A 23594-nucleotide genomic window follows, 5' to 3' on the forward strand; every position below is an offset into this window, starting at 1 on the left:
TTTTTATTTTTCACTCTAATGAATAAGGTGAAAACACCACCTAGCACTAAAAATAAACCCGCCAGACGAATGACATTTATGGGATTATTTCCTAGCCAATCGTAAACAAAATATTGCATGGTGATGATTTGGATAATCATTGGAATGACAATAAACATGTTAAAAATACCCATATAAACACCTCTTTTTTGTTTTGGAATAGCTCCAGCTAAAAGTTGGTAAGGCACTGCTAGCATTGAAGCCCATGCAATTCCGAGCCCAAAAGAATACAAATAAATGGTACTTAAAGTAATGTTGCTTCCAAAGGGATTATAAATTGAAAACAAAACCGTTGTATTGTCAAGATAAGGAACTGAAACTAATCCAATACCTCCTAAAACTAAGGCGATAAAATGAACGCCTTTAGCCCCGATTTTAACTGCCAGCGGGATTAAAGCAAATGCCGATAAAAAGCAAATTATATTGTAGGTCCCATTAAGATTTCCGGTAAGTAATTGGGCTTTCGAAAAACCCTCTGAAGATTGTTCGCTTGTATTGAAAATTGAAATTGACAATGCCGATGTGATGTATTCCCAATAGCAAAACATAGCATACCATGTAAAAAATTTTACAGGAATGAGCTGCTTCATGACCAGTGGCATGGTTTTAATTGCGTGAGCAATTTCCAGATATACTCTTTTAAAAATATTATTTTTTTCTTTTTGTATTTTAATTTCCAGTAGTTCTTCTTCGGTTGGAGGATATTCCTTAGTTGTAGCTACAGATATTAAAACAGACACGATGGCAGCGATGGCTCCAATAAAAAATGCCCAATAAGTATAGGTGGGAATGCCGTTTTCCATCTTGTCACTGATAGATAAAATACCCAAAGCAACCAGAATAGCAGGTGTAAAATTAGCCAATGTGATCCCTAAACCAGCAAAAAAGCTTTGCATCAAAAAACCAAGTGAGTGTTGCTGTTTGGGCAGTTTATCAGCGATGAAAGCCCTGTAGGGTTCCATTGCAATATTATTCGCAGCGTCAAGAATCCAAAGTAAACTTGCAGCCATCCAAATGGCTGAAGAAAAAGGCATTGCAACTAAAGCAAAACTGGAAACAACAGCCCCAATTAAGAAAAATGGCTTTCTTCGACCAAATCTTGGACTCCACGTACCGTCGCTTATGGCACCAATAATAGGTTGAATAATTAAACCCGTAACCGGTCCTGCAAGCCAGAGCATAGGAAGACTTGCTTCATCAGCCCCTAAATATTTATAAATCGCACTCATGTTACTTTGTTGCAAACCAAAACTAAACTGAATCCCGAAGAAGCCAAAATTCATATTCCATATCTGCCAAAAGTTGAGTTTCTGTTTGTGTAACATTTTTTTATTTTTTTCAAATTTAAAAAATAGTTCCTGACACTTAGAAGCAGCAGGAACTATAACAATAAACAAAATATGAAATCTAATTTAAAATTTATACGATAACGTCATGCTTACAGAACGTCCCGGAAAGGGTCTTGCTCTTACATAATTGGTTGTGTTTTCAGTAATACTTCCTTCCTCAACTTCGGTAATGGCTAATGTATCTAAAAGGTTATTTCCAGCAACGTTGAGTGATAATCCTTTAGTTATGCCAAATTCAACAAAACTATTCAAAAGAACAAAACCGTCCATAACTAGCTCGTTACTATCTTGTGCAAATGCTTTGGTTTGACCAATGAAACTAACACCTATAGAATTATTTTTTTGTTTTGAAAATCTATACGTAGGCATAAAATTATACATCAATTTAGGTTGTCTACGTGCTTCATTCCCTTGATTATCTCCTGATGAAATCTCTGATTTTGTGTATGTCAATCCGCCACGCAAGTCGAAATCTGCATTTAAATTGTAAGCTGTTTCCAATTCAAATCCTATTGATTTGTAGTCGTTTTCGATAACGCTATTTGAAGTAGCTTCGAAACCACCTTCTTCTGTGGTTTGTGACTGAAATAAAGTTGCAAAAACATATCCTTTGCTAAATTTTTGTTTGTACCCAATTTCTGCCTGCGCCAACATATCTTTTGCATTAATTCTATCTCCGTCCAAGTAGTTCAATCCAGAAAATAAAATCCGATCTGCTTTTGCCGAACCTCCCTTACTGATTCGAGCAAAAACGGATTGCTGTTCATTAATTAAATAGTTACCTCCGATAGTGTAAGAAACAAAATCATAATCATAGTCAACGGCTGTTCCATTTGCTGTATCTACACCAAATACGTTTTGTTCTGGTACCGAAATTACACCGTCATTATTCATATCATATGTAGTAGATGTACCTCCTGCAAACGATCCATTCACTTGCCCCATATCATAACGCAAGCCACCTTCTAGCGATAATTTATCCGATACATCCAGCGAGATATTCAAATAAGGTGCTGAAACATTGTATTGAGTATCATAGTTTCGTGCAAGATTTCCCCAAAATGGTGTACCATAAGCGTATAATCCATTTTCTGTTAATGGGTTTCCAGATGCATCATTTACATTGATAAGTCTTGGATTATTATCACTAACTTCCTGAAGGTAGGAATTCCACATCCAATTCATCGATATGTTTTGAATTGATTTAAAATATCCCATAGTAACGCCTAGACCTGCTTTATCAAATTTTTTGGTTATGCGTAAATCATTCATGAAGTTATCAAAATTGTTAAGCTGTACATCGAACATGTGAATTCGAGCAACCAATCCATTAGCAGAATTAAACGGCGTTCCATCTGTAGCATAACTCAATGTTGAACCAGTACCAAAAGACTCGGCAATCGATGCACCTGAAGCTACTTGTGCAGGAAATGGAGCGATAAAGCCACCACTGTTGGATGAAAATCGACCGTTATTGGTGATTTTCCATCCGTCTTCTAAATCAAAATTTACATTGGCGCCAATTGATCTTGAAATCGGGTTCATCCCATCTGCAACATTGGCTCGACGAACAGAACCATCTGTACCAAGTCCTACATTATGATTTAAATAAATGGATTGGAGCGCACCCGTAGTTGCATCAAAACCAGGTACATTGCCCCACTTTGGATTGGCATTTGTGCCCGATACTTGCACAGGCATTGGCATATAAGCCGCTGCACGATCGTTAAGAAATTTACTAAAAATCGTTACGGATCCACTTTTAAATTCTTTAGTAATATTAAATTTCACTTGCCCGCCATTGTTTGCATTAAATCCTGTATTTCGGACACCCTCACCTGTGCGGTAAAATCCACCAGCATGGAAGTAGAGACCTTCACCAATTTTAGCCCCATAATCCAAGTCGGTTCTGAAATTTCCATAGTCCAATCCAAAACTGCTACTCATTGTACCGCCTTCCGTTTTTCCAGTTTTACTAATAAAATTAATAATTCCTCCTGGTGAATTAGAAGTTAATGTGGAAGCTGAACCACCGCGAATTGCTTCTATTCGTGCAACATTACCATCAAATCTTGTAAAAATATCAGCCGTTGCAAAGGAAATATCACCAAAGAGTAAAACAGGAAGTCCATCTTCTTGTATTTGCAAATATTTTGAACCACCCGAAGATATTGGAACACCACGGACAGAAATATTTGAATTTCCTTCACCTCCAGACGATTCAGATCGTATTCCTGGGATTGTTCTAAAAATCTCCGCCGTTGATCTTGGTGCAGCTTGCTCCACTTGTTTTGCATCCATTGTTGTAATAGAAATACTCGATTTTATCTTTGCACGGGGATTCACTACACCCGTTATCACTACATCTTCTAAGGTAGTAGCTTCATCTAATAAGATAAAATCTAGGGTAAGATTTCCATCAACAGTAACTGTTTTAGTTTCTGTTTTTGAACCTACATACGAAGCAACAATGGTTAACTCGCCATAAGGCACATTAGTAATTTGGTACTTACCCTCACTATCTGTGACAGTGTTTTTACTTGTATTTTGGATTTGTATGTTTACACTTGGAAGTGTAAGCCCATTTAAATCCTTTACAGTACCCGATATTGTTGCAGTTTGGGCAAATGTGAATTGAAATAGCATTAGAGCCACTACCACTGCCAATTTTTTACGCCACAAAGTAATTTTTTTCATCTTTAGGTTGTTAGATTAATATTTTTTTGTTGTATTTCTTTCAAAATTAATTTTTTTAATGTTAAATTTTATTACTATTGCACCGAAAACGTTTTCGATTATTTCGAAAACGTTTTCGGTGTAATTGGATTTATTTTTCTGATATTTGTGTAATGAAAGCTACTACTTTAAAAGAAATTGCCGAAACACTTGGAATATCTATCACTACGGTATCCAAAGCTTTAAAAAACTATGCAGATGTTAGTCCAAAAACTAAAAATGCAGTAATCGCACTTGCTGAACAATTACAATATACACCCAATAGTTTTGCTGTAAATCTACGAACAAAGGAATCAAAGACGATTGGCCTAATAATCCCCGAAGTTGTGCATCATTTTTTTTCGAGCGTAATTAATGGAATTATAGATCAAGCTGAAAAAAATGGGTATTTGGTGATCATTCTTCAGTCGAATGAATCCATAGCGTTAGAGAAAAAACAGGTCGCTTTGCTAATTAATAAAAGAGTTGATGGTATTTTGATATCGCTTTCAAACGAATCCAATAACGACTTGCATTTGAAAGAAATTTTACAAAAAGGAATTCCGCTCGTGCAGTTTGACAAAATTTCAAAACTAATTCATAGTTCAAAAGTCATTATTGACGATCAAAAAGCAGCGGCAGAAGCGGTACAACATTTGATTGATATTGGGTGTAAAAAAATCGTTCATATCCGAGGGCCTATTAACCCGCAAAATGCAATCGATCGTTTTTTAGGATACAAAAAAACACTAGAAAAAAATGGAATTTTATATGATCCTTCGCTTGTTTATACGTGTCAACAAGTAAGTTTTGAAGAAGGTTTTGAGTTTGCAAAAAAAATCACAACAAATCATCCCGACGTTGACGGAGTATTTGCAATCACTGATTTGGTAGCCGTAGGAGTACTGGCTTATTGCAACGAAAATGGCGTTAAAATTCCACAACAAATTGCGGTAATTGGTTTTAGCAATTGGTTTATGTCGCAAGTAATGACGCCAAAATTGAGCACCATTGATCAACCAGGACGAGAAATGGGTGAAGTTGCATTTAACTTATTGCTCGACGAAATCAATGTTAATAAAGAAGGTGGTACTTTTGAACCAAAAACAGTTACCTTAAAAACCAACCTAATTGCAAGAGCTTCCACACGTAAATAGGAAATAATATATCTATGAATTTTATCGCTCCAAATACAATTGATTCCTTGTTTTCACAAGCTGAAACCGAAATGCTGTATTCGAAACTTATTAACCAACTTAACAAAGATTTCAATTTAGCAAATGAATCTATTGACATTCCTGAAGCTACAGCCGCAGAAGATGTGAAAGCTATTTTACACGAAAAAATCTACCGACTGATTCAGTATAAATTTGCCGAATACTTGAATTTACTCTACATAATCGACGTTTCTGAAGAAGAAGTAAAAAAATTGGATGGTTCGGACATTTCCATACTTTCAGGTCAAGTTTCGTTTTTGATTTTGAAAAGAGAATGGCAGAAAGTGTGGTTTAGGAATAAACTGTAAACTGACCTTGCTGTAAATGCTACCTCTAGTTGAGAATTCTTCCGAAAATTGTCTGATGAGAATTAATTTTTAAATTGAAAGTCAGCACTCTGGTTCAAACAATTTAAATCTGAAATATTATTTTTGTCTTATTTTAGAGAAAACGATTTTCAGGACAGTTGTAAACGTAAACACAATTTTTATGGAAGAATTATTACAAACAATTAAATCTATTATCCCTTTATCTGAAAAGTGTGAAAGAAGATTGTGTGAAATCTGGAAACCTATATTTGTTAAAAAAGGCGATTTTCTTTTTCAAGAAGGCAAAGTATGCAGGCACTTGTATTACATTCAAAGAGGGTCGATAATATGCTATCATTTTAGTAATGATATAAAAGTATGTGATTGGTTTCGATTCGAAAATGACTTTTTCAATTCTTCCGACAGTTTTTTACTTCAAACTGTATCTACTGACAACTTTGAGGCATTAGAAGATACCGAATTGCTCATGATAAATTACGAAGATTACCAAAGACAATATATAGATTTTCCCGAATTAGGGCATTTGGGGAGAGTACTTGCAGAAAAATATTACCTGAAAAATATTATACGTATGAAATATTTTCAGTTTACAAATGTTGAGGAAAAATACGCCTTACTTTTAAAAAACGAGCCGGAACTTTTAACCCGAGTACCGTTAGGACATATTGCATCCTATCTAGGAATCACGCAGGAAAGTTTAAGCCGGATCCGTGGAAAAAAATAAATTTCCTTTTTTGATTTAAATCAAATAGCAGTGTTTTCCTTTTTTCTAATTTTGAGCTATAAAGCAAATTAGTGATGAAAAAAAAATTAGCAACACTCCTACTTTTTATTGGAATTGTCCAGCAAGTTACCGCAACTAATTATTACATCAGAATCGATGGTGATGACAGCAATACTGGACTTTCCAATACTCCAGAGGGCGCTTGGCGGTCTATAAATACTGCACTTTACGGATATGCCAATTGGGGAGGTTAACCCGGAGGGAATCAAGGCGTCCCGATGCTTCCCGGCGACACGTTATGGGTTAATGACGGGTATTATCAAGAAGATGGCTACACATTCGGTCTAAAAATTGATGGAATAATGGGTACAAATACCAACCGCTTTGTACTTAAAGCAATCAATAAAGGAGCCGTTCAATTGGAGCTGACCTCACAATTTAATGCCTTTAATATCATCAACTCAAAAGGAATTGTTATCGACGGTTTTGATATTTTTGCACCAGCAAATTCCACCAACATCCATTCTGGTATTATTATAGATAATAGCGAATTTGTAACTATTCGCAATTGCAAATTACACAATTTTGGTTTGAGTGGCGTGGGTGGAAACGGTCAAAACATTATCATTGAAAATAATATCGTATTTAATAATTCAATTAGAAATCCCGGAAACGGTAGCGGTATCAACTTTTATCATCCCAAAAAAATAAGTAACAATACTTTAGAAGGCGGTTACGGTCACATTATAAGAGGCAATACGGTTTATGGTAATTATTGTGAATTTTTTTACACCAATGTTAACGGAAATTTTGGCCCACCCACGGATGGAAACGGAATTATACTTGATGATTGGAATTTTACCCAGCAATTGCAAGGTGCCGGAGTCCCTTATGTTATACCAGCTTTAATAGAAAACAACATTTGTTTTAACAACGGCGGCTCAGGAATAACCATTTATAACACAAGCAATGTTACCGTTCGCAATAACACAATTTTCAAAAATTCGTGGGTCGTTTCGCAATATGCAAGCGTTGAATATCCCGCAAGCGGAATTCTAGCGCTTTGTGAACCTGGCTTTGGAGATAACATTACTATCGAGAATAATATTTCGATGACCGACCCAAATTTATACCCATTAGTAACTATGGGAATTTCATCGAAAGACGTAACAAATATCACAATCAAAAACAACTACATTGATAAATTGTCTTTCCCTTTAGGTCCTGTTCTAACCCCTAATATCATTGGTACTGATCCACAGTTTGTAAACCCGAGTATCAATCCGTTAACAGCTAATTTTAGATTACTAAACTCAAGTCCTGTAATAAATGCAGGTTTTAATTCAAATGCACCTACTATCGATTTCGACGGAAATCCAAGACCCTTCGACGGCACTGTAGACATAGGCGCTTTTGAATACCAAAATGTCATAAGTATCTGTTTCCCGCCTGGTGTAACAGGTGTGGCATTAGAATCCACTTTAGGCATAACAACATTAGACAGAGTTAATGATTCTAACTGGATTACTTCCCGAAAAAACGGATATCTCGTCCTAGAATCTAAAACAAAAGGCTTTGTAATTCCAGTGATGAATAATCCTGAAACAACCATTATCCCCGCTATGGAAGGAATGATTGTTTATGATTCAGACAATTTTGTAATAAAACTATACAATGGAACAACGTGGGTAGCTATTGTACAATCTTGTAATTAATAAAAAATGAAATATTTATACCTAATTGCCTTAACTACCTATTGTTTGTGTACCAACAATTTATTTTCGCAAGTTGGCATCGGAACAAGTACCGTAAATAACAAGGCTATTTTAGAATTTGGTTCGGAAAACAAAGGGATTATTTTACCTTGGGTAACCTCAGCGGCGGCAGTGGTATCGCCCTCTGGCGGAATGTTGATTTTTGACAGTGATGATAAAAAAGTCAAATATTTTAATGACAACACAAACACCTGGATTGATATGTCTATTACCAGTGGTGCGGTAGATACATCAATTCAAGATAGTTTTGCAGAACAAACATCGAATTCTAAAACAATAATTGGAAGCCCAACCACTACTAAAACAGGTGTTTTGGTTTTAGAATCTTCGGAAAAAGCATTGATGCTTCCAAAAGTGGCTGATGTAACCGTAAATTTTCCCAATCCTGAACCAGGAACGATGGTTTATGACACTTTTAGAAAAAAAATAGCGGTTTATAATGGTTTAGTTTGGTCTTTTTGGGGAGAATAATGAGTCTAAGTGTAGTGGAAAATTCTGAAAACACAAATATCTATTTTTTCAATCGCTCAAAATTACCCAATGGGTTCCGTCGTAACCTTCCGTTTTTTTAGTGTCAGAATTAAACCTAATCATTCCCGCCTATGGAGTTATTCCGCTTAAAAACAATTGGTTGTGTTCGTAATATTCTTTTATACGTGCGGTAATATCAAACGTGTAAATTCGTGGTGGAACATTTACAAATACATTAGGGTTAAATCGTTCGTTAGCAATATATCCTTTCAATGCATTTTCGAAACAAATTCCTTCTACCTGACCTCTCGAAAGCGCATTCCCTATATTTAATCGCCTTTTACTACCTGTATTGAAGTAAAAATAGCTTCCGTCAAAACCGTAATCCAAAAATAGAGCACAATTGGCCAAACCTGTTATTTCGTAACCAATTAAAATAAGCTCATCAAATGCACCGAAGTCAGCACCTGTAATTTTTACACCTCCAGTATTGATTGAATCAAATCGTTCTGCTACATAAGTACCAGGAGTTGTAGGCAAGACATAATGTACCGATTCACTGCCCAACCAATTTTTAGTAAACAGGTGAAGTTTGCCTCGATTGAAAGCAACTGCTTCGCAATCAAAACTTGTACTGTTTACAGGTTTCGGTGTAAAATCGGTTTGATCTGGATAAGAAAAGTTGATGGTTTCAATTTCACTTGCAGGTATCGCTATTGTTGATTCAGACGAAATTGCGGATTTTGGAAATTTGTAAATCTTTAAATTGGTTCGATTTCCGCTTATATTATTACCCGTATCACATACATAAATATGAATGGAATCTTGCGTCATGTCTTCCCAATCTACATTTGTAGTACCCGTTAAGGTGATGGTTTTAGTTATTGCTCCAGTGGCTGGATTAATTTCATAAATCAAATTTCCGCTGCCGCTGTCCGGATGTCCGTACAACTTCCCGTTATAATAAATCATACCACTGATTTCGTTTAATTGCACTGGCAAGGAAGCAACAGTTGTCAAAGTTTGGGTTACATTCGCGTAAGTGCAAGATCCATCATTGTAAGTAGCTGCTGGGTTGAAATTTGTTGACTGTGGATCAGTACATCCCACTATTTGTGCTATCGCTTTTTGATGTGGCAAAACAATGATGAATAATATGAAAATTATTTTTTTCATCTAGTTCAGATTTACCCACGAAGTCCCATTGTAGGCTTCGAACTTATTTGAAGTTGTGTTAAACCGAATCATTCCTGCAACGGCAACGGAAGGTTGTTGTGCTGTGGTTCCAACCGGTACTTTTATCGCTCCAGTTCCGGTAACGTCCAACTCGCAATCCGGGCTTGTTGTACCTATACCCACATTGCCTAAATGATAAATATCTTGCATATTAGAAGCAGCTCCAGCATTGGTTGTTTCGCTGTACCACGTTTTTTTGCTTGCTTCTTCAATGGAAATCCAAGAAGTGCAATTACTGAAATAGATGCCAGGTGAAACATCACCGGTTAAAGCCGTATTGTAAAGCGTCATTCCTGCTACAAATGCTGTAAGTGGTGCTGGACTGGTGGTATTGGTCAACGCTATTCTTGGCAATAAAAACCCTCTGTTGGTTGTTGTTAAATCTAAAATTGAATTGGGATTAGGCAAAGTGGTTCCGATTCCTATTTGCGATTGTACTTCAATGGTTACTAAAAATAGTGACAAAGAATAAAATAATGTTTTCAAATTAATTGTGGATTAAATAACTGTCAAACAATAGGGTAATTATTTTTCCAAATCACCTATTTACCTCCAAAGATATCAAAAAACTGCCTTAAAATGAGCTATTTACAAAGTACGTAATGGATTTTATTAAAAATAAACCCGTACAAAGGGCATAAATGCTTCGTTGTAAACGTTGTTTCTGGCTTTGAACAGAACATTGTACCGCACGCCAACGGTAACATTATCTGTTCGATAGCCAACTCCTAGAAATAGAGCGGTATTCCAAAAATTATCTGGATAAGTGGTATTAACTCGCAACTGTTCCAACTCAGCAGAGAGCTGCAATTGCTCAATCGGGTTAACCAAACCTATAATACTGGCACCATAAATAAACGATTCAAAATTGTTTTGCCATTTAACATAACTTCCCTGTAACCCCGCTCCAGCCGAGAAATACTGGTTTACATCATAAATCATACTTGGTGCAACTACAATATTGGTAAAACCTGAACCAATACTGAGTCCCAAACTTCCACCAAAATGTACACGCTCCGAAATTTTAGTGCCGCTTTGTGCTGAGGCTTTAAAACTAAGAATTCCAACAAATAGCAACAAAAATGTTGATTTAATTATTTTATCTAACATCATATTTTCTTTAAGAAAAGTTTAAGTCATAAATGTATAAAATATTTATTAGAGTGTGGTATTTGTTGTACTTTTGCCTAATCATTTTTATTAAAACAGGACATTCAATACATATTATGGATAGGTTTTCATTTTTAAATGCAGCTCACACTGATTTTTTTGCCGAATTATACGATCAGTATTTAGAAAATCCTGACAGCGTTGAGCCAAGCTGGAGAAGTTTCTTTCAAGGATTTGATTTTGGTACTACAACCTATAACGATGAAAGTCCCGTAGTGCAAATGGCGGCTGTTGCCGCTCAACCTCAAGATTGTTCTTTGGTTTCAGACCAACTTCAAAAAGAATTTAATGTTTTAAATTTAATTGAAGCCTATCGTACTCGTGGCCATTTGTTTACCAAAACAAATCCTGTTCGCGAAAGAAGAACCTATACCCCAACACTTGAATTATCGAATTTTGGTTTATCCGAAAAAGATTTAAATACCGTTTTTGATGCTGCCAAAGCAATCCGAATTCAGCCGTGTACTTTAAAGGAAATTATTGGACACTTAGACAATATCTATTGCCAACATATTGGTGTAGAATACATGTACATCCGTGATCCAAAAATTAGAGAATGGATTCAAGCAAAAATTGGATACAACGATAATATTCCTAAATTTTCAAAAGAAGAAAAGAAAAGCATTTTAGGAAAATTAAACGAAGCCGTTTCTTTCGAAAACTTTTTGCACACCAAATATGTAGGTCAAAAACGTTTTTCTTTAGAAGGTGGCGAAACTTTAATTCCTGGATTAGACGCTTTGATTGAAGCAGCAGCCGAAAAAGGCGTTGAACAATTCGTAATGGGAATGGCACACCGGGGCCGTTTGAGTGTTTTGGCCAATATTTTTGGAAAAAACACCCAAGATATTTTCTCCGAATTTGACGGAAAAGATTACGACGATCACGCACTTTTTGATGGTGACGTAAAATACCACTTGGGCCTTACAGCCGATAGAAAAACAAAAACAGGAAAAAGCATCAACATCAACTTGGCACCCAATCCTTCGCATCTAGAAACCGTTGGAGCTGTAATTGAAGGTATTGCCCGTGCAAAACAAGACCGCTATTATCCACAAGATAATTCAAAGGTTTTACCAATCGCGCTTCACGGTGATGCAGCAGTTGCTGGTCAAGGAATTGTTTATGAAATTGTGCAAATGGCACAACTTGATGGTTACAAAACCGGCGGAACGATTCACGTCGTGATCAATAACCAAGTTGGTTTTACAACCAATTATTTGGATGCACGGTCTTCTACGTATTGTACTGATATCGCAAAAGTAACCTTATCGCCTGTATTGCATGTAAATGCAGACGATGCCGAAGCGGTAGTGCATGCGATGTTATTTGCACTCGATTTTAGAATGGAATTCGGTCGTGACGTTTTTATCGACTTGTTAGGATACCGAAAATACGGACACAACGAAGGTGATGAACCACGCTTTACCCAACCAAAATTGTACAAAATAATTGCTAAACATCAAAATTCAAGAGATATTTATGCAAGTCAGTTACTTTCAGAAGGAGTAATTCAGGACGATTATGTTAAAGAATTAGAAGAAAAATACAAAGCAACTTTAGAAGAAAATCTAGAAGCTTCGCGCAAAAAAGAGTTGACAATCATCACGCCTTTTATGCAAAATGAGTGGCAAGGATTTGCAAAAGCGGATCAGGCGAAAATGAAAGAGAAAGTAGATACCACTTTTTCTAAAGAAACGCTTACCGATATTGCAAAAGTAATTACCGAATTGCCAACCGATAAAAAGTTTATCAAAAAAATCGAAAAGCTAATCAACGACCGAAAAGAAATGTTTTTCGCCAACGACAAGTTGGATTGGGCTATGGCCGAATTACTAGCTTACGGAAGTTTAATGACCGAAGGTTATGATGTACGGATATCAGGTCAAGACGTAGAAAGAGGCACTTTTTCGCACCGTCATGCGGTTATAAAATCAGAAGATTCAGAAGAAAAAGTGGTGTTGTTGCGCCATTTGAAGCCTACCGCCGAAAACAAAATGGGTAAATTTAATATATTCAACTCATTGCTTTCTGAATACGGTGTAGTTGGTTTTGATTACGGTTATGCATTGGCAAGTCCAAAAACATTAACCATTTGGGAAGCCCAATTTGGAGATTTCAGCAATGGAGCTCAAATTATGTTGGACCAATACATTTCTGCGGCAGAAGACAAATGGAACAATCAAAACGGTTTGGTCATGTTGTTGCCTCACGGATATGAAGGCCAAGGTGCCGAACATTCTTCTGCAAGAATGGAACGCTATTTACAAATGTGTGCCAACGAAAACATGTTTATTGCTGATTGTACCACTCCAGCCAACTTCTTTCACTTGTTGAGAAGACAAATGAAAACTACTTACCGCAAACCATTAATCGTATTTACTCCAAAAAGTTTGTTGCGTCATCCATCGGTAGTTTCTACTGTGGAAGAATTTGCTAACGGAAGTTTTCAAGAAGTATTAGACGATCCAAGTGCCGATAAAAAAGCCGTAAAATCATTGGTTTTTTGTACCGGAAAATTTTATTACGATTTGGTAGCAGAAAGAGAAGCAAACGGAAGAACGGACATAGCTTTTGTTAGAATCGAACAATTATTTCCATTACCAATTGAGCAATTAAAAGATATTATTGCGAGCTACCCAAATGTGGACGATTACGTTTGGGCACAAGAAGAACCAAAAAATATGGGAGCATACAGCTACATGTTAATGAATTTTGATTTATTGAAATTACGATTGGCATCTCTAAAAGCATACAGTGCTCCAGCAGCGGGAAGTTATGCACGTTCTAAAAAACGCCATGCTTCAGCAATTGCTATGGTTTTTGATAAAAATTTATTTAATTAAAATATTAGTTTCAGGTTTAAAGTTTCAGGTTGAATTTATTAACTTTAAACTTTAAACGCTTCAAACCTTAAACAAAAGATAAGATGATTTTAGAAATGAAAGTCCCTTCGCCGGGAGAATCCATCACAGAAGTTGAAATTGCAACTTGGTTAGTAAAAGATGGTGATTATGTTGAAAAAGACCAAGCAATTGCTGAAGTTGATTCGGATAAAGCCACATTAGAATTACCTGCCGAAGCAAGCGGAATTATCACGCTAAAAGCCGAAGAAGGCGATGCAGTAGCTGTAGGTGCGGTAGTATGCTTAATTGATACCAGCCTCCCCAACCCCTCCAAAGGAGGGGCTTCTGAACCTAGCACGCCAACTCTTGCAGCGGAAACGGAACAAACTGCTGAAAAAGTAGTTGAAGTAAAAAAAGAAGAAGTAAAAGCAACTCCAGTAGTTACTCAAACCCCATCTTCAGCGGCAAGCGGACATCCATCTCCAGCAGCTCGTAAAATTTTGGACGAAAAAAATATTCCAGCTTCTAACATTAAAGGAACAGGAAAAGATGGCCGAATTACCAAAGACGATGCCGTAAATGCAACGCCTTCAATGGGTACACCTACAGGTGGAAATCGTGCTTCAGAACGTACTAAACTTTCGATGTTGCGTCGTAAAGTAGCCGAAAGATTGGTGGCTGCAAAAAATGAAACAGCAATGTTGACCACGTTTAATGAGGTAAACATGACGCCTATCAACAAAATCAGAAACGAATACAAAGACGCTTTCAAAGCCAAACACGGCGGTGTAAGTTTGGGCTTTATGTCTTTCTTTACAAAAGCTGTAACTAGAGCATTGCAATTGTACCCGGATGTGAACTCAATGATGGACGGCGACTACAAAGTGGCCTACGATTTCTGCGATATTTCTATCGCGGTTTCTGGACCAAAAGGATTGATGGTTCCCGTAGTTCGAAATGCTGAAAACTTGACTTTTCGAGGTATTGAAGCAGAAATTAAACGTCTGGCAATCAGAGCCCGCGATGGACAAATTACGGTGGACGACATGACGGGTGGAACATTTACCATTACCAATGGTGGTGTTTTTGGAAGTATGTTGTCTACACCAATTATCAATCCACCACAATCAGGAATTTTAGGAATGCACAATATTATTGAGCGTCCGATTGCCGTAAACGGAAAAGTAGAAATTCATCCAATGATGTATGTAGCACTTTCTTATGACCATAGAATTATCGACGGTCGTGAGTCAGTTGGTTTCCTTGTAGCAATCAAAGAAGCTTTGGAAAATCCATTGGAATTATTGATGAATGGCGATGCTAGAAAAGCATTGGAATTGTAAATAACACTTTGTCAATCTGAACTTGTTTCAGATTCTAAAAAATAAATCCCGTTTCAGTTGAAGCGGGATTTTTTACATTTTAAACAGAAAACAATCTACATTCTCTTGATTTCGTGCCCTACAAATGCTTCCAAAGTTGTGAAAATTTCGTCTACTGAAAGCACCTCGAAGTCGGGATGGGATTTTAAAAAATGGGCATTGCGTTCTATTAAATTTTCCTCCAGTTCAAAAAAAGCATCCAAGTTTAATGCATCGCGAACGGGATTGACCCCTTCTAATTTTCCTTTTAGAAATTTCGCGAGTTTTACGCTACTCATCAGTTTTACTTTTTTGGCTTGTTGCTGAAAAAGTTCCAAATGTCTCTCGGCACCAATCAATGCCAAACCTTCCTCGATGAGTTCGTTTAGTTCTTTGTCCCAACCGGATTGGTGCACAAATTGCGCAAAATTACCCTCCAAAAGTTGGCTCCAATAATAATCCAGATAATAACTCATCAAGGCATCTTCATGAATCAAATCGTCGTTCACGCCTTCTTCCCGCATCAAGTTGATGATTGATATATTCGAGTGAATCACATCTTGTGGGTTTTCACTATTAAAAGCGGTTTCTGAAACAATTATTTTACCAAATTCCATTTCCTATTTTTTAAATTATTGCAATTTCTGCAAAACTTTATTTTTAAAAACGCCACACAATAAAAGAGAAAGAAATTTGCCACAGATTGAAAAGATTAAAAAGATTTTCAGTCTACACGATTGGTTAATCTGTGTTAATCTGAAAAATCTGTGGCGAAAAAACTTTTAAATTACAGCTTCCTTAAAATATTATTTTGTTTTCATCGGTGGCAAATCAAATGCGGTGGCATCGTGTTCAAAACCGCCACGGTGGGCTCCATCGCAAAAGGGTTTATTCGCCGACAATCCGCACCGGCAAAGTCCCAAAGCAGTTCTGCCTTGCAAATCATATACGTTTCCTTCTTGATCTACGATTTCAAAATCGCCGTCAATTTTTATAAATCCGTTTTTGGTAACGGTTAATTTTGTCTTACTCATAGTTTTTTACTTTTGAAAACCAAAGATTGGAAATAATTCTAAAATTTAAAAAGTTTGAGCCCTCTATTTACAACAACAAAATGCAATTTACATCCGTTCTATTTTAAAGTCGAATCCGAAGCTGTTTGCGACTTGTTTTCGGTCTTATCGTTACCTATTTGCTGGTTCATTTTAGCGACCAACGCTTTCAGTCTTGCCGCTTTTTCTTTTTTCTCTTCTTGGAGCTTTGCTTTTTTCCGGTTCAGCAATTTCGTGTGCAACGCTTTGTTTTTTGTATTCTTTTCGGGACCTTTTGCCATTTTTTTTAATTTAATAAACCACTTCTAATAGTTCTTGTGCAAACCAAAACCGTACGAAATCCCCATTCCTAAGTAATTAGTTTTGCCAAAATTTCCAGAGATTTTAAGTCCAACACTTCTTCCAAAAGCCACTTTCGTTCTCCCAATTGGAATAATTCCATAGTAAGCTCTGAAAACCGATTTTCTTGCTTTAAACCATTTCAAACTCAGTTCAACTGGAAAACCTACATATTTATCGCTAAATATCTCTTCGTAACCCTTAATCCCGATACTGTTTATTATTTCAAAATACTGTTCGGATTTTCTTTTTGATAACGATAAACCGCCGGAGATGCTAAAGGACGTTCCATTTGAAATCCATCTCTTTCCATAAAGCAAAGCATATTCATCAATAGTTGCTTCCGTGTTTAACGTCGGAGAACCAGCATAGCCAATTGCAGTACCGCCTAATTTTGTTACGAGAATTTGTGAATACCGGAAACTCATCAAATCGGTCTCCCTGAACTGATAATTGATTGTACCATTCCACATAAAAGACATTCCCGCAGCACTCCCTCCCAAACCTGTAAAAATTTCTGCAAAAACCACAGGATTTGAATTCTCAAGCGAATTTGAAACGGGAGATTCTTGTCCAAACGCCTGCAAACAAAAAATGAAAATTACAAATATGTTTTTCATGGCACTGATTTGTTTCAAAAATAAACAAAAACACAGAATTACTCGTTATGTAAGGCTTAATGATTATTTTTGTGGTCTTATTTGATAAATTCATGCTACAAAATCCTAAAAGATATACCATCACGGCCGCTTTGCCGTACACTAACGGCCCTATTCACATTGGTCATTTGGCCGGAGTTTATGTTCCTGCCGACATTTATGCCCGATTTTTGCGTTTGCAAAACAAAGACGTCGCATTTATGTGCGGTAGTGACGAACACGGTGTGGCCATTTCCATGAAAGCCAAAAAAGAAGGCATTACTCCTCAAGAAGTAATTGATAAATACGATGCCGTTATCCGAAAATCGTTTGTAGACTTTGGAATTTCGTTCGATAATTACAGCCGAACTTCTGCAAAGATTCACCACGATACGGCTCAAGAATTTTTTAGAAAATTATACGACAACGGCGATTTTATAGAAGAAGTTACCGAACAATTGTACGATGCGAAAGCCGATCAATTCCTGGCCGACCGTTTTGTAACCGGAACGTGTCCAAAATGCGGTAACGAAGAAGCCTATGGCGACCAATGCGAAAAGTGCGGTTCGACCTTAAATGCAACGGATTTGATCAACCCGAAATCAACCATTACCGGAGAAACGCCTGTGATGCGAGAAACCAAACATTGGTTTTTACCCTTAAATCGTTATGAAGATTTCTTGACGAAATGGATTCTTGAAGGTCATAAAAATGATTGGAAATCCAATGTTTATGGTCAAGTAAAATCATGGATCGACGGCGGTCTCGAACCACGAGCGGTAACCCGAGATTTGGATTGGGGAATTGACGTTCCTGTTGAGGGTGCCGAAGGAAAAAAACTTTACGTATGGTTTGACGCACCCATTGGCTACATTTCAGCTACAAAAGAATGGGCTTTGCGTGAAGGAAAAGCCTGGGAACCGTATTGGAAATCAGAAGATACAAAGTTGGTTCACTTTATCGGAAAAGACAATATTGTGTTTCATTGCATCATTTTCCCTGCAATGCTAAAAGCCGAAGGAACGTATATTTTACCCGATAATGTACCTGCCAATGAGTTTTTGAACTTAGAAGGAAACAAACTTTCTACGTCTAAAAATTGGGCGGTTTGGTTGCACGAATATTTAGAAGATTTTCCAGACAAGCAAGATGTTTTGCGCTATGCTTTAACCTCAAATGCTCCAGAAACCAAGGACAACGACTTTACTTGGAAAGATTTTCAAGCCAGAAATAATAATGAATTGGTGGCAATTTTTGGAAATTTCATCAATCGTGTAACGGTTTTAACACACAAGTATTACGAAGGTTTTATCCCCACGCCAAATGCCTTTTCAGAAATTGACGAAGCGACTTTAACCGAGTTAAAAGCCTATCCTGCCGTGATTGCAAGTTCGGTGGAACGCTACCGTTTTAGAGAAGCTTTGGGCGAACTGATGAATGTGGCCCGTTTGGGAAATAAATATTTGGCCGACGAAGAGCCTTGGAAAATGGTAAAAACCGATCCGGAACGGGTTAAAACGCAAATGTATGTAGCACTACAAATTACCGCAGCGTTGAGTGTTTTGGCCGAACCGTTCTTGCCGTTTACTGCTTTTAAATTGAAAAAAATGTTGAACAACGCCGGAAAATTATCATGGGCCGACGTTGCCGAATTGGACGAATTACTTCCTGCTGGAAATCAAATTAACGAAGCCGAACTGCTTTTTGCCAAAATCGAAGACGACGAAATCCAAAAACAAATGGATAAATTGGAAGCCACAAAAAGCGCTAATAGCGCAGAGAATAAAAAAGCCGATCCCCAAAAAGAGCTGATCCAATTTGAAGATTTTGCAAAAATGGATTTGCGTGTAGGAACCATTTTGGAAGCCGAAAAAATGCCCAAAGCCAACAAATTATTGGTCTTAAAAGTAGATACGGGAATCGACATTCGAACAATTGTTTCAGGAATTGCCGAAAGTTTTAAACCCGAAGACATCATCGGAAAAAGAGTAACTGTTTTAGTAAATCTTGCTCCACGTGCTTTACGAGGCGTTGAAAGTCAAGGTATGATTTTGATGACCAACAATGCCGAAGGTAAATTGGTTTTTGTAAATCCAGATGTGGATGGCGTTCGAAACGGAGAGACGATAAATTAGCAATACAATCGGTCTTGGATTTAAGATTTCGAGACCGATTTTAAGTAAATCCACTAACCCCAATAATGCACCACACAAAACCAAGATTAGCCCTTGCCATAGGAATACTTTGCATTTCTATATTTCCAATTTTAGTAAAATTAGAGCTGACACCTGGACTAATTTCTGCTTTTTATCGAATGTTTTTTGCTTTTTGTATTATAGTACCTGTTGCTTTATATTTTAAGAAATTTAAATTTCCTTCCAAACGTTACCTCTTCCTGGCACTTCTTTGCGGCATTTTATTTGGTTCAGACGTCGCTGTTTGGAACATCGCCATTCAAGAATCGAGTGCTACTCAGGCCTCACTACTTACCAATTTATCGCCGGTTTGGGTTGGCATAGCAACTTTTTTGTTTCTAAATCCGAAACCAAAAACCAATTTTTGGCTGGGTACATTCGTTGCCTTTTTGGGAATGATAACTTTTGTCGGCTTTCATTTTATTGCTGCTTTTGATTTTGATCGGGCGTTTGTATTTGCTGTTTTATCAGGTGTATTTTATGCCGCTTATTTGTTGGTAAGCAAAAAAGTGTTGACCAATATGGATGTTTTCTCCTTTATGATTATCAGCTTGTTTGCTTCTTCCATTTACCTCGGCATCATTTCGTTTTTTGCAAATGAACCTTTTAGTGGTTTTAGCGTTGCGGGTTGGAGTGTTTTAGTCGTTCAGGCTGTGGTTTGTCAACTTGCCGCATGGCTACTCATCAGTTATGCCACACAGCACATGAAAGCCACGCGGGTTTCACTAAGTTTGTTGGCACAAGCAGTTTTAACCGCATTAATCGCTTATCTGTTTTTGGATGAGAAACTTACTTTGCAAATGATTTTGGGTGGTGTTTTACTACTTTTAGGAATTCGGATTACTTTTTTTGAGAAAACTTTATCATTTAAAAGAATTTTTAAATCTTAACTTTACCTTTATCACATAGTTTTAAACAAAATGATGAAAAAGATTATTGCATTCGATGCAGACGATACGCTATGGCACAACGAACCTTATTTTGACGAAGCACAAGCCCGCTTTTGTGCCTTGTTTCAAGATTTGGCGTCAAGCCAACAAATTCTAGGAATGATATTAAACCACCAAGTAAAAAACCTCCCTCTTTACGGTTTCGGTATCAAAGCCTTTACCTTGTCGATGATTGAAACCGCTTTGGAACTGACTCAAAATACGATTAATGGTTCTGGAATTGAAAAAATCATTGCCATTGGTAAAGATTTAATTGAAAAACCGGTAGAATTGTTGCCCAATGTAGAAGAAGTGTTGCAAAAACTACACGGAAAATACAAATTAGTGGTGGCAACCAAAGGTGATTTAAAAGACCAACACCGCAAATTGCACGATTCGAAGCTAGGACCGTTTTTTCACCACATCGAAGTATTAAGTGATAAAACAGAACTGGATTATACCAAAATGCTCGGTCGACTGGATTGCCCGGCCGAAAATTTTGTGATGATTGGAAATTCGTTGAAATCAGATGTGTTGCCCATATTGAACATCGGAGGAATTGGAATTCATATTCCATACCACACTACCTGGGAATACGAGAAAATCGATTTTGAAATTCAACACGAAAATTTTACCGCATTAACCGATATTAAAGAAGTATTGGATATCTTGTAAGGAATTAAATTTCGGTATTTTAGGCACTGTATTTGAGCATAAATTTTAAAAAAACATGAAAAAATTTACGTTTATCGTTTTGCTTTTAGCGATTGTTGGCACAAGTTCAGCCCAAACGATTCTGAACCGATTTCCGGTTGAACTTAAAAAATCCAGTGACTATTTTCAGATATTTACTGCTGCAAACGAACAAAACGAATACTTCGCTTTCGTTGCCGACAAAGAAAACCTAACGGTTATAAAATACAATTCAGCATTGTTTTTTAAAGACAGTTTGACGGTTAGCAGACCCGATCGAAATCTCGATTATATGATTGGCGTTACTTTTTCTGCTGATGGAAATCCCGATTTGTATTGGTCGTCTAAAAATCATGAAACCTTCAAATTAATTCATTTTGATTTTCAAAAACGCACCACATCTGATTTAACGTACGAAAATAATTTTGCTCGAAAAAAAATTATCGATGTTTTTGTGGCTAAAAATTGTTTGAATATTGTATCCATAACGCCTGAAAATACACTGAAATTTACTAACTTTTCAAACGTCGGAAAAAACGACTTTACCGTTCCATTCCATATTAACGAATCCATTACTGAAAAATCAAAAGCGGATGCCATTGTAAACCGAATTCTAGAAAACGGAATTTCAATTATAGATAAAAAACAATTTACCCCGTTGTATGTGGGTGCGGCTCATGTAAAACGATATCTGGAAAAAGAACAGTATATTTTGAGTATCGACTCCCCAACTACAACAACATTATTCACGGTAAACCTCAACAATTTTTTGTTGCAAAAGTCCGAATTTCCACATCAAACATCAGACAAAAACTCCGGTTCAAATTCCTTCTTGCATCAAGACGTTTTGTACCAGCTTTCGGTTAACTCAGCATCTTTGGCTTTAAAAGGAACCGACTTGAAAACAAAAAACGAGCTAGGAAATTACCTAACAACTGCCCAACAAGAAATTGAATTTAAAAACAGTCCCTTATTTTTGCAAACCGAAAACGGCAATACACGAACTATAAAAAACACGGCCAAAATGCTTTCAAAAATAAATTTGGAGAGCGTTGGACTAAGCATTTATGGAACGCCCAACTATAATTTGTTTACCATAGGCGGTGTTCGAGAAGTAGCGTCGGGCGGGGGTTTGGCAATGGCTATTGGTTTGGGTATTGGCGGAGCATTATCGGGATCTGATATTATGGTGGGATCCGACTTTATAAGTGATACTATGCAAAGTATGTACTTCGAAAGCTATTTTGATAATGATTTCAAACATACTAAGCGTCCGTTCTTGCCTTTGTACATTGATGAATTGGGCAGTTTTTTAAATTCAAATCGGCCATCAGTTCATTCTATTACGCCTTTTCGAGACTACATCATTTTGAATTATTACGACAACAAAACCAAAGAATTTGTCATGCGAAAATTTGAAGATGTTGTTGATTAAACCCCTATGTACTGATGCTTCCCATTGCTTTTCATCCCCTTTTTAAACATCCGTTGCCCGAAGGACATCGGTTTCCAATGTTAAAATATGAACTCTTGCCCCAACAATTAGTACTGGAAGGTATTGCAGAAAAAAATGATTTTTTCGTACCCGAAATTCCTGATATCGAACTGGTGTTGGCCGTTCACGAAAAAGAATATGTTTCCAATTTACTTGCTTTAAATGTAGACCCACGAGCGGCAAGAAAAATCGGATTTCCGCTCTCCGAAGCTTTGGTGGAGCGGGAATTGCGAATTGCAAACGGCACCATCATCGGTTCTCAAAAAGCATTGCAAACAGGCGTGGCTTTTAATATTGCAGGCGGAACCCACCACGCTTTTTACGACAGAGGCGAGGCTTTTTGTTTGCTGAATGATCAGGCGATTGCGGCACAATTTCTTTTGAATCAGAAATTAGCCTCGAAAATTTTGATTATCGATTTAGACGTTCACCAAGGAAAGGGAACAGCTGCCCTTTTTCAAAACAATCCAAATGTTTTTACTTTTTCGGTGCATGGAAAAACCAATTATCCGTTTAAAAAAGAAACTTCCGATTTGGACGTAGCCCTAACAGACGGTGCTTCGGACAATGAATACTTAAAGATTATCAATGAAATGATTCCGAAATTGATCCACCAAGAAAAGCCCGATTTTATTTTTTATTTGAGTGGCGTGGATATTTTGGCAACGGATAAACTGGGCAAACTGGGTTGCACAATCGACGGTTGTAAAAAGCGGGATGAAATTGTGTTTTCCAACTGTAAAAAATTTCAAATTCCATTACAGTGCAGTATGGGTGGCGGTTACTCGCCTGAAATTAAAACGATAATCGAGGCACATACCAATACGTATCGGATGGCGCGAGAGGTGTTTTATTAAATGATTCATCCTTTTTACTCCGTGACTTCTAGCCGTAATTACCTTATCTTACTTTATCTTTCATTGGTATTTGGTTGATGTTTGGCGGGAATAACGGAAATCCTGCATAAAGAAAAGAGCGACCCGCTGACCCCGAAACCTCGAGGTCTTTTTGGCTTATGGAA

The 23594-nt window shown here is 37.1% G+C and carries 22 protein-coding genes; 13 read left to right on the forward strand and 9 right to left on the reverse strand.

Going from position 1 to position 23594, the window contains the following annotated elements; genetic code table 11:
- Nucleotides 1–1364: MFS transporter (locus tag ACIQ2X_RS01575; protein WP_396177120.1), on the reverse strand; the 1364-nt coding region annotated here is incomplete at its 3' end.
- 87 nt (nt 1365–1451) lie between these two features.
- Nucleotides 1452–4085, reverse strand: coding sequence for a TonB-dependent receptor domain-containing protein (locus ACIQ2X_RS01580; RefSeq protein WP_396177121.1), 2634 nt, complete (start codon nt 4083–4085; stop codon nt 1452–1454).
- Nucleotides 4086–4237: 152 nt separating this feature from the next.
- Between ACIQ2X_RS01580 and ACIQ2X_RS01585 the strand changes: the two genes are divergently transcribed.
- The 6 genes from ACIQ2X_RS01585 to ACIQ2X_RS01610 all read left to right on the forward strand — a co-directional run bounded on the left by ACIQ2X_RS01585 (nt 4238) and on the right by ACIQ2X_RS01610 (nt 8619).
- Nucleotides 4238–5260: a LacI family DNA-binding transcriptional regulator gene (locus ACIQ2X_RS01585; protein WP_396177122.1), complete on the forward strand. Its 1023-nt coding sequence runs from the start codon at nt 4238–4240 to the stop codon at nt 5258–5260.
- Between the two features lie 14 nt (nt 5261–5274).
- Complete coding sequence (locus ACIQ2X_RS01590; protein WP_396177123.1) at nt 5275–5628, forward strand: hypothetical protein; 354 nt, start codon at nt 5275–5277, stop codon at nt 5626–5628.
- A 181-nt stretch (nt 5629–5809) separates the two neighbouring features.
- A complete protein-coding gene (locus ACIQ2X_RS01595) occupies nt 5810–6373 on the forward strand; it encodes a Crp/Fnr family transcriptional regulator (protein ID WP_396177124.1) in 564 nt (187 codons plus the stop codon).
- Nucleotides 6374–6447: 74 nt separating this feature from the next.
- On the forward strand, nt 6448–6627 hold the full coding sequence (locus ACIQ2X_RS01600) for a hypothetical protein (protein ID WP_396177125.1): 180 nt from the start codon (nt 6448–6450) through the stop codon (nt 6625–6627).
- 24 nt (nt 6628–6651) lie between these two features.
- The gene (locus ACIQ2X_RS01605) at nt 6652–8088 is read left to right on the forward strand and encodes a choice-of-anchor Q domain-containing protein (protein WP_396177126.1); all 1437 of its coding nucleotides are present in this window, start codon (nt 6652–6654) and stop codon (nt 8086–8088) included.
- Between the two features lie 6 nt (nt 8089–8094).
- On the forward strand, nt 8095–8619 hold the full coding sequence (locus ACIQ2X_RS01610; protein ID WP_396177127.1) for a hypothetical protein: 525 nt from the start codon (nt 8095–8097) through the stop codon (nt 8617–8619).
- Between the two features lie 129 nt (nt 8620–8748).
- Here the strand turns inward: ACIQ2X_RS01610 and ACIQ2X_RS01615 are convergent, their stop codons facing one another.
- From ACIQ2X_RS01615 to ACIQ2X_RS01625, 3 genes are all read right to left on the reverse strand, one after another.
- A complete protein-coding gene (locus ACIQ2X_RS01615; protein WP_396177128.1) occupies nt 8749–9795 on the reverse strand; it encodes a T9SS C-terminal target domain-containing protein in 1047 nt (348 codons plus the stop codon).
- The gene (locus ACIQ2X_RS01620; protein WP_396177129.1) at nt 9796–10320 is read right to left on the reverse strand and encodes a hypothetical protein; all 525 of its coding nucleotides are present in this window, start codon (nt 10318–10320) and stop codon (nt 9796–9798) included. It abuts the gene before it with no gap.
- A 147-nt stretch (nt 10321–10467) separates the two neighbouring features.
- On the reverse strand, nt 10468–10968 hold the full coding sequence (locus ACIQ2X_RS01625) for a hypothetical protein (RefSeq protein WP_396177130.1): 501 nt from the start codon (nt 10966–10968) through the stop codon (nt 10468–10470).
- Nucleotides 10969–11081: 113 nt separating this feature from the next.
- Here ACIQ2X_RS01625 and ACIQ2X_RS01630 point away from each other — a divergent pair, with 113 nt between their 5' ends.
- Nucleotides 11082–13871, forward strand: coding sequence for a 2-oxoglutarate dehydrogenase E1 component (locus tag ACIQ2X_RS01630; RefSeq protein WP_396177131.1), 2790 nt, complete (start codon nt 11082–11084; stop codon nt 13869–13871).
- 83 nt (nt 13872–13954) lie between these two features.
- Complete coding sequence (gene odhB, locus ACIQ2X_RS01635) at nt 13955–15214, forward strand: 2-oxoglutarate dehydrogenase complex dihydrolipoyllysine-residue succinyltransferase (RefSeq protein ID WP_396177132.1); 1260 nt, start codon at nt 13955–13957, stop codon at nt 15212–15214.
- 95 nt (nt 15215–15309) lie between these two features.
- Here odhB and ACIQ2X_RS01640 read toward each other — a convergent pair whose 3' ends face one another.
- The 4 genes from ACIQ2X_RS01640 to ACIQ2X_RS01655 all read right to left on the reverse strand — a co-directional run bounded on the left by ACIQ2X_RS01640 (nt 15310) and on the right by ACIQ2X_RS01655 (nt 17243).
- Nucleotides 15310–15849: a hypothetical protein gene (locus tag ACIQ2X_RS01640; protein WP_396177133.1), complete on the reverse strand. Its 540-nt coding sequence runs from the start codon at nt 15847–15849 to the stop codon at nt 15310–15312.
- A gap of 189 nt (nt 15850–16038) precedes the next feature.
- Nucleotides 16039–16266, reverse strand: a complete 228-nt coding sequence (locus ACIQ2X_RS01645; protein ID WP_396177134.1) for a CDGSH iron-sulfur domain-containing protein — start codon at nt 16264–16266, stop codon at nt 16039–16041.
- 98 nt (nt 16267–16364) lie between these two features.
- Nucleotides 16365–16565 (reverse strand): hypothetical protein, encoded by a 201-nt coding sequence (locus ACIQ2X_RS01650; protein ID WP_396177135.1) that lies wholly within the window; start codon nt 16563–16565, stop codon nt 16365–16367.
- A 24-nt stretch (nt 16566–16589) separates the two neighbouring features.
- Complete coding sequence (locus tag ACIQ2X_RS01655; RefSeq protein ID WP_396177136.1) at nt 16590–17243, reverse strand: hypothetical protein; 654 nt, start codon at nt 17241–17243, stop codon at nt 16590–16592.
- 92 nt (nt 17244–17335) lie between these two features.
- Between ACIQ2X_RS01655 and metG the strand changes: the two genes are divergently transcribed.
- From metG to ACIQ2X_RS01680, 5 genes are all read left to right on the forward strand, one after another.
- The gene (gene metG / locus ACIQ2X_RS01660) at nt 17336–19396 is read left to right on the forward strand and encodes a methionine--tRNA ligase (protein WP_396177137.1); all 2061 of its coding nucleotides are present in this window, start codon (nt 17336–17338) and stop codon (nt 19394–19396) included.
- A gap of 65 nt (nt 19397–19461) precedes the next feature.
- Nucleotides 19462–20346 (forward strand): DMT family transporter, encoded by an 885-nt coding sequence (locus ACIQ2X_RS01665; RefSeq protein WP_396177138.1) that lies wholly within the window; start codon nt 19462–19464, stop codon nt 20344–20346.
- A gap of 30 nt (nt 20347–20376) precedes the next feature.
- Nucleotides 20377–21060, forward strand: a complete 684-nt coding sequence (locus ACIQ2X_RS01670) for an HAD family hydrolase (RefSeq protein ID WP_396177139.1) — start codon at nt 20377–20379, stop codon at nt 21058–21060.
- A 55-nt stretch (nt 21061–21115) separates the two neighbouring features.
- Nucleotides 21116–22513 (forward strand): hypothetical protein, encoded by a 1398-nt coding sequence (locus tag ACIQ2X_RS01675; protein ID WP_396177140.1) that lies wholly within the window; start codon nt 21116–21118, stop codon nt 22511–22513.
- A gap of 14 nt (nt 22514–22527) precedes the next feature.
- On the forward strand, nt 22528–23430 hold the full coding sequence (locus tag ACIQ2X_RS01680) for a histone deacetylase (RefSeq protein ID WP_396177141.1): 903 nt from the start codon (nt 22528–22530) through the stop codon (nt 23428–23430).
- Nucleotides 23431–23594: the final 164 nt, after the last annotated feature.

This window comes from Flavobacterium sp., assembly GCF_044368625.1.
Taxonomy (GTDB): Bacteria; Bacteroidota; Bacteroidia; order Flavobacteriales; family Flavobacteriaceae; genus Flavobacterium.

Bases quoted from the DNA above. Each gene is read 5' to 3' on its own strand.
- ACIQ2X_RS01590 (WP_396177123.1), top strand. From the start codon at position 5,275: ATGAATTTTATCGCTCCAAATACAATTGATTCCTTGTTTTCACAAGCT.
- ACIQ2X_RS01650 (WP_396177135.1), bottom strand. From the start codon at position 16,565: ATGGCAAAAGGTCCCGAAAAGAATACAAAAAACAAAGCGTTGCACACG.
- ACIQ2X_RS01625 (WP_396177130.1), bottom strand. From the start codon at position 10,968: ATGATGTTAGATAAAATAATTAAATCAACATTTTTGTTGCTATTTGTT.
- ACIQ2X_RS01675 (WP_396177140.1), top strand. From the start codon at position 21,116: ATGAAAAAATTTACGTTTATCGTTTTGCTTTTAGCGATTGTTGGCACA.
- ACIQ2X_RS01600 (WP_396177125.1), top strand. From the start codon at position 6,448: ATGAAAAAAAAATTAGCAACACTCCTACTTTTTATTGGAATTGTCCAG.
- ACIQ2X_RS01585 (WP_396177122.1), top strand. From the start codon at position 4,238: ATGAAAGCTACTACTTTAAAAGAAATTGCCGAAACACTTGGAATATCT.
- ACIQ2X_RS01605 (WP_396177126.1), top strand. From the start codon at position 6,652: ATGCTTCCCGGCGACACGTTATGGGTTAATGACGGGTATTATCAAGAA.
- ACIQ2X_RS01640 (WP_396177133.1), bottom strand. From the start codon at position 15,849: ATGGAATTTGGTAAAATAATTGTTTCAGAAACCGCTTTTAATAGTGAA.
- ACIQ2X_RS01615 (WP_396177128.1), bottom strand. From the start codon at position 9,795: ATGAAAAAAATAATTTTCATATTATTCATCATTGTTTTGCCACATCAA.
- ACIQ2X_RS01680 (WP_396177141.1), top strand. From the start codon at position 22,528: ATGCTTCCCATTGCTTTTCATCCCCTTTTTAAACATCCGTTGCCCGAA.
- ACIQ2X_RS01655 (WP_396177136.1), bottom strand. From the start codon at position 17,243: ATGAAAAACATATTTGTAATTTTCATTTTTTGTTTGCAGGCGTTTGGA.
- odhB (WP_396177132.1), top strand. From the start codon at position 13,955: ATGATTTTAGAAATGAAAGTCCCTTCGCCGGGAGAATCCATCACAGAA.
- ACIQ2X_RS01670 (WP_396177139.1), top strand. From the start codon at position 20,377: ATGATGAAAAAGATTATTGCATTCGATGCAGACGATACGCTATGGCAC.
- ACIQ2X_RS01630 (WP_396177131.1), top strand. From the start codon at position 11,082: ATGGATAGGTTTTCATTTTTAAATGCAGCTCACACTGATTTTTTTGCC.
- ACIQ2X_RS01595 (WP_396177124.1), top strand. From the start codon at position 5,810: ATGGAAGAATTATTACAAACAATTAAATCTATTATCCCTTTATCTGAA.
- metG (WP_396177137.1), top strand. From the start codon at position 17,336: ATGCTACAAAATCCTAAAAGATATACCATCACGGCCGCTTTGCCGTAC.
- ACIQ2X_RS01580 (WP_396177121.1), bottom strand. From the start codon at position 4,085: ATGAAAAAAATTACTTTGTGGCGTAAAAAATTGGCAGTGGTAGTGGCT.
- ACIQ2X_RS01610 (WP_396177127.1), top strand. From the start codon at position 8,095: ATGAAATATTTATACCTAATTGCCTTAACTACCTATTGTTTGTGTACC.
- ACIQ2X_RS01645 (WP_396177134.1), bottom strand. From the start codon at position 16,266: ATGAGTAAGACAAAATTAACCGTTACCAAAAACGGATTTATAAAAATT.
- ACIQ2X_RS01665 (WP_396177138.1), top strand. From the start codon at position 19,462: ATGCACCACACAAAACCAAGATTAGCCCTTGCCATAGGAATACTTTGC.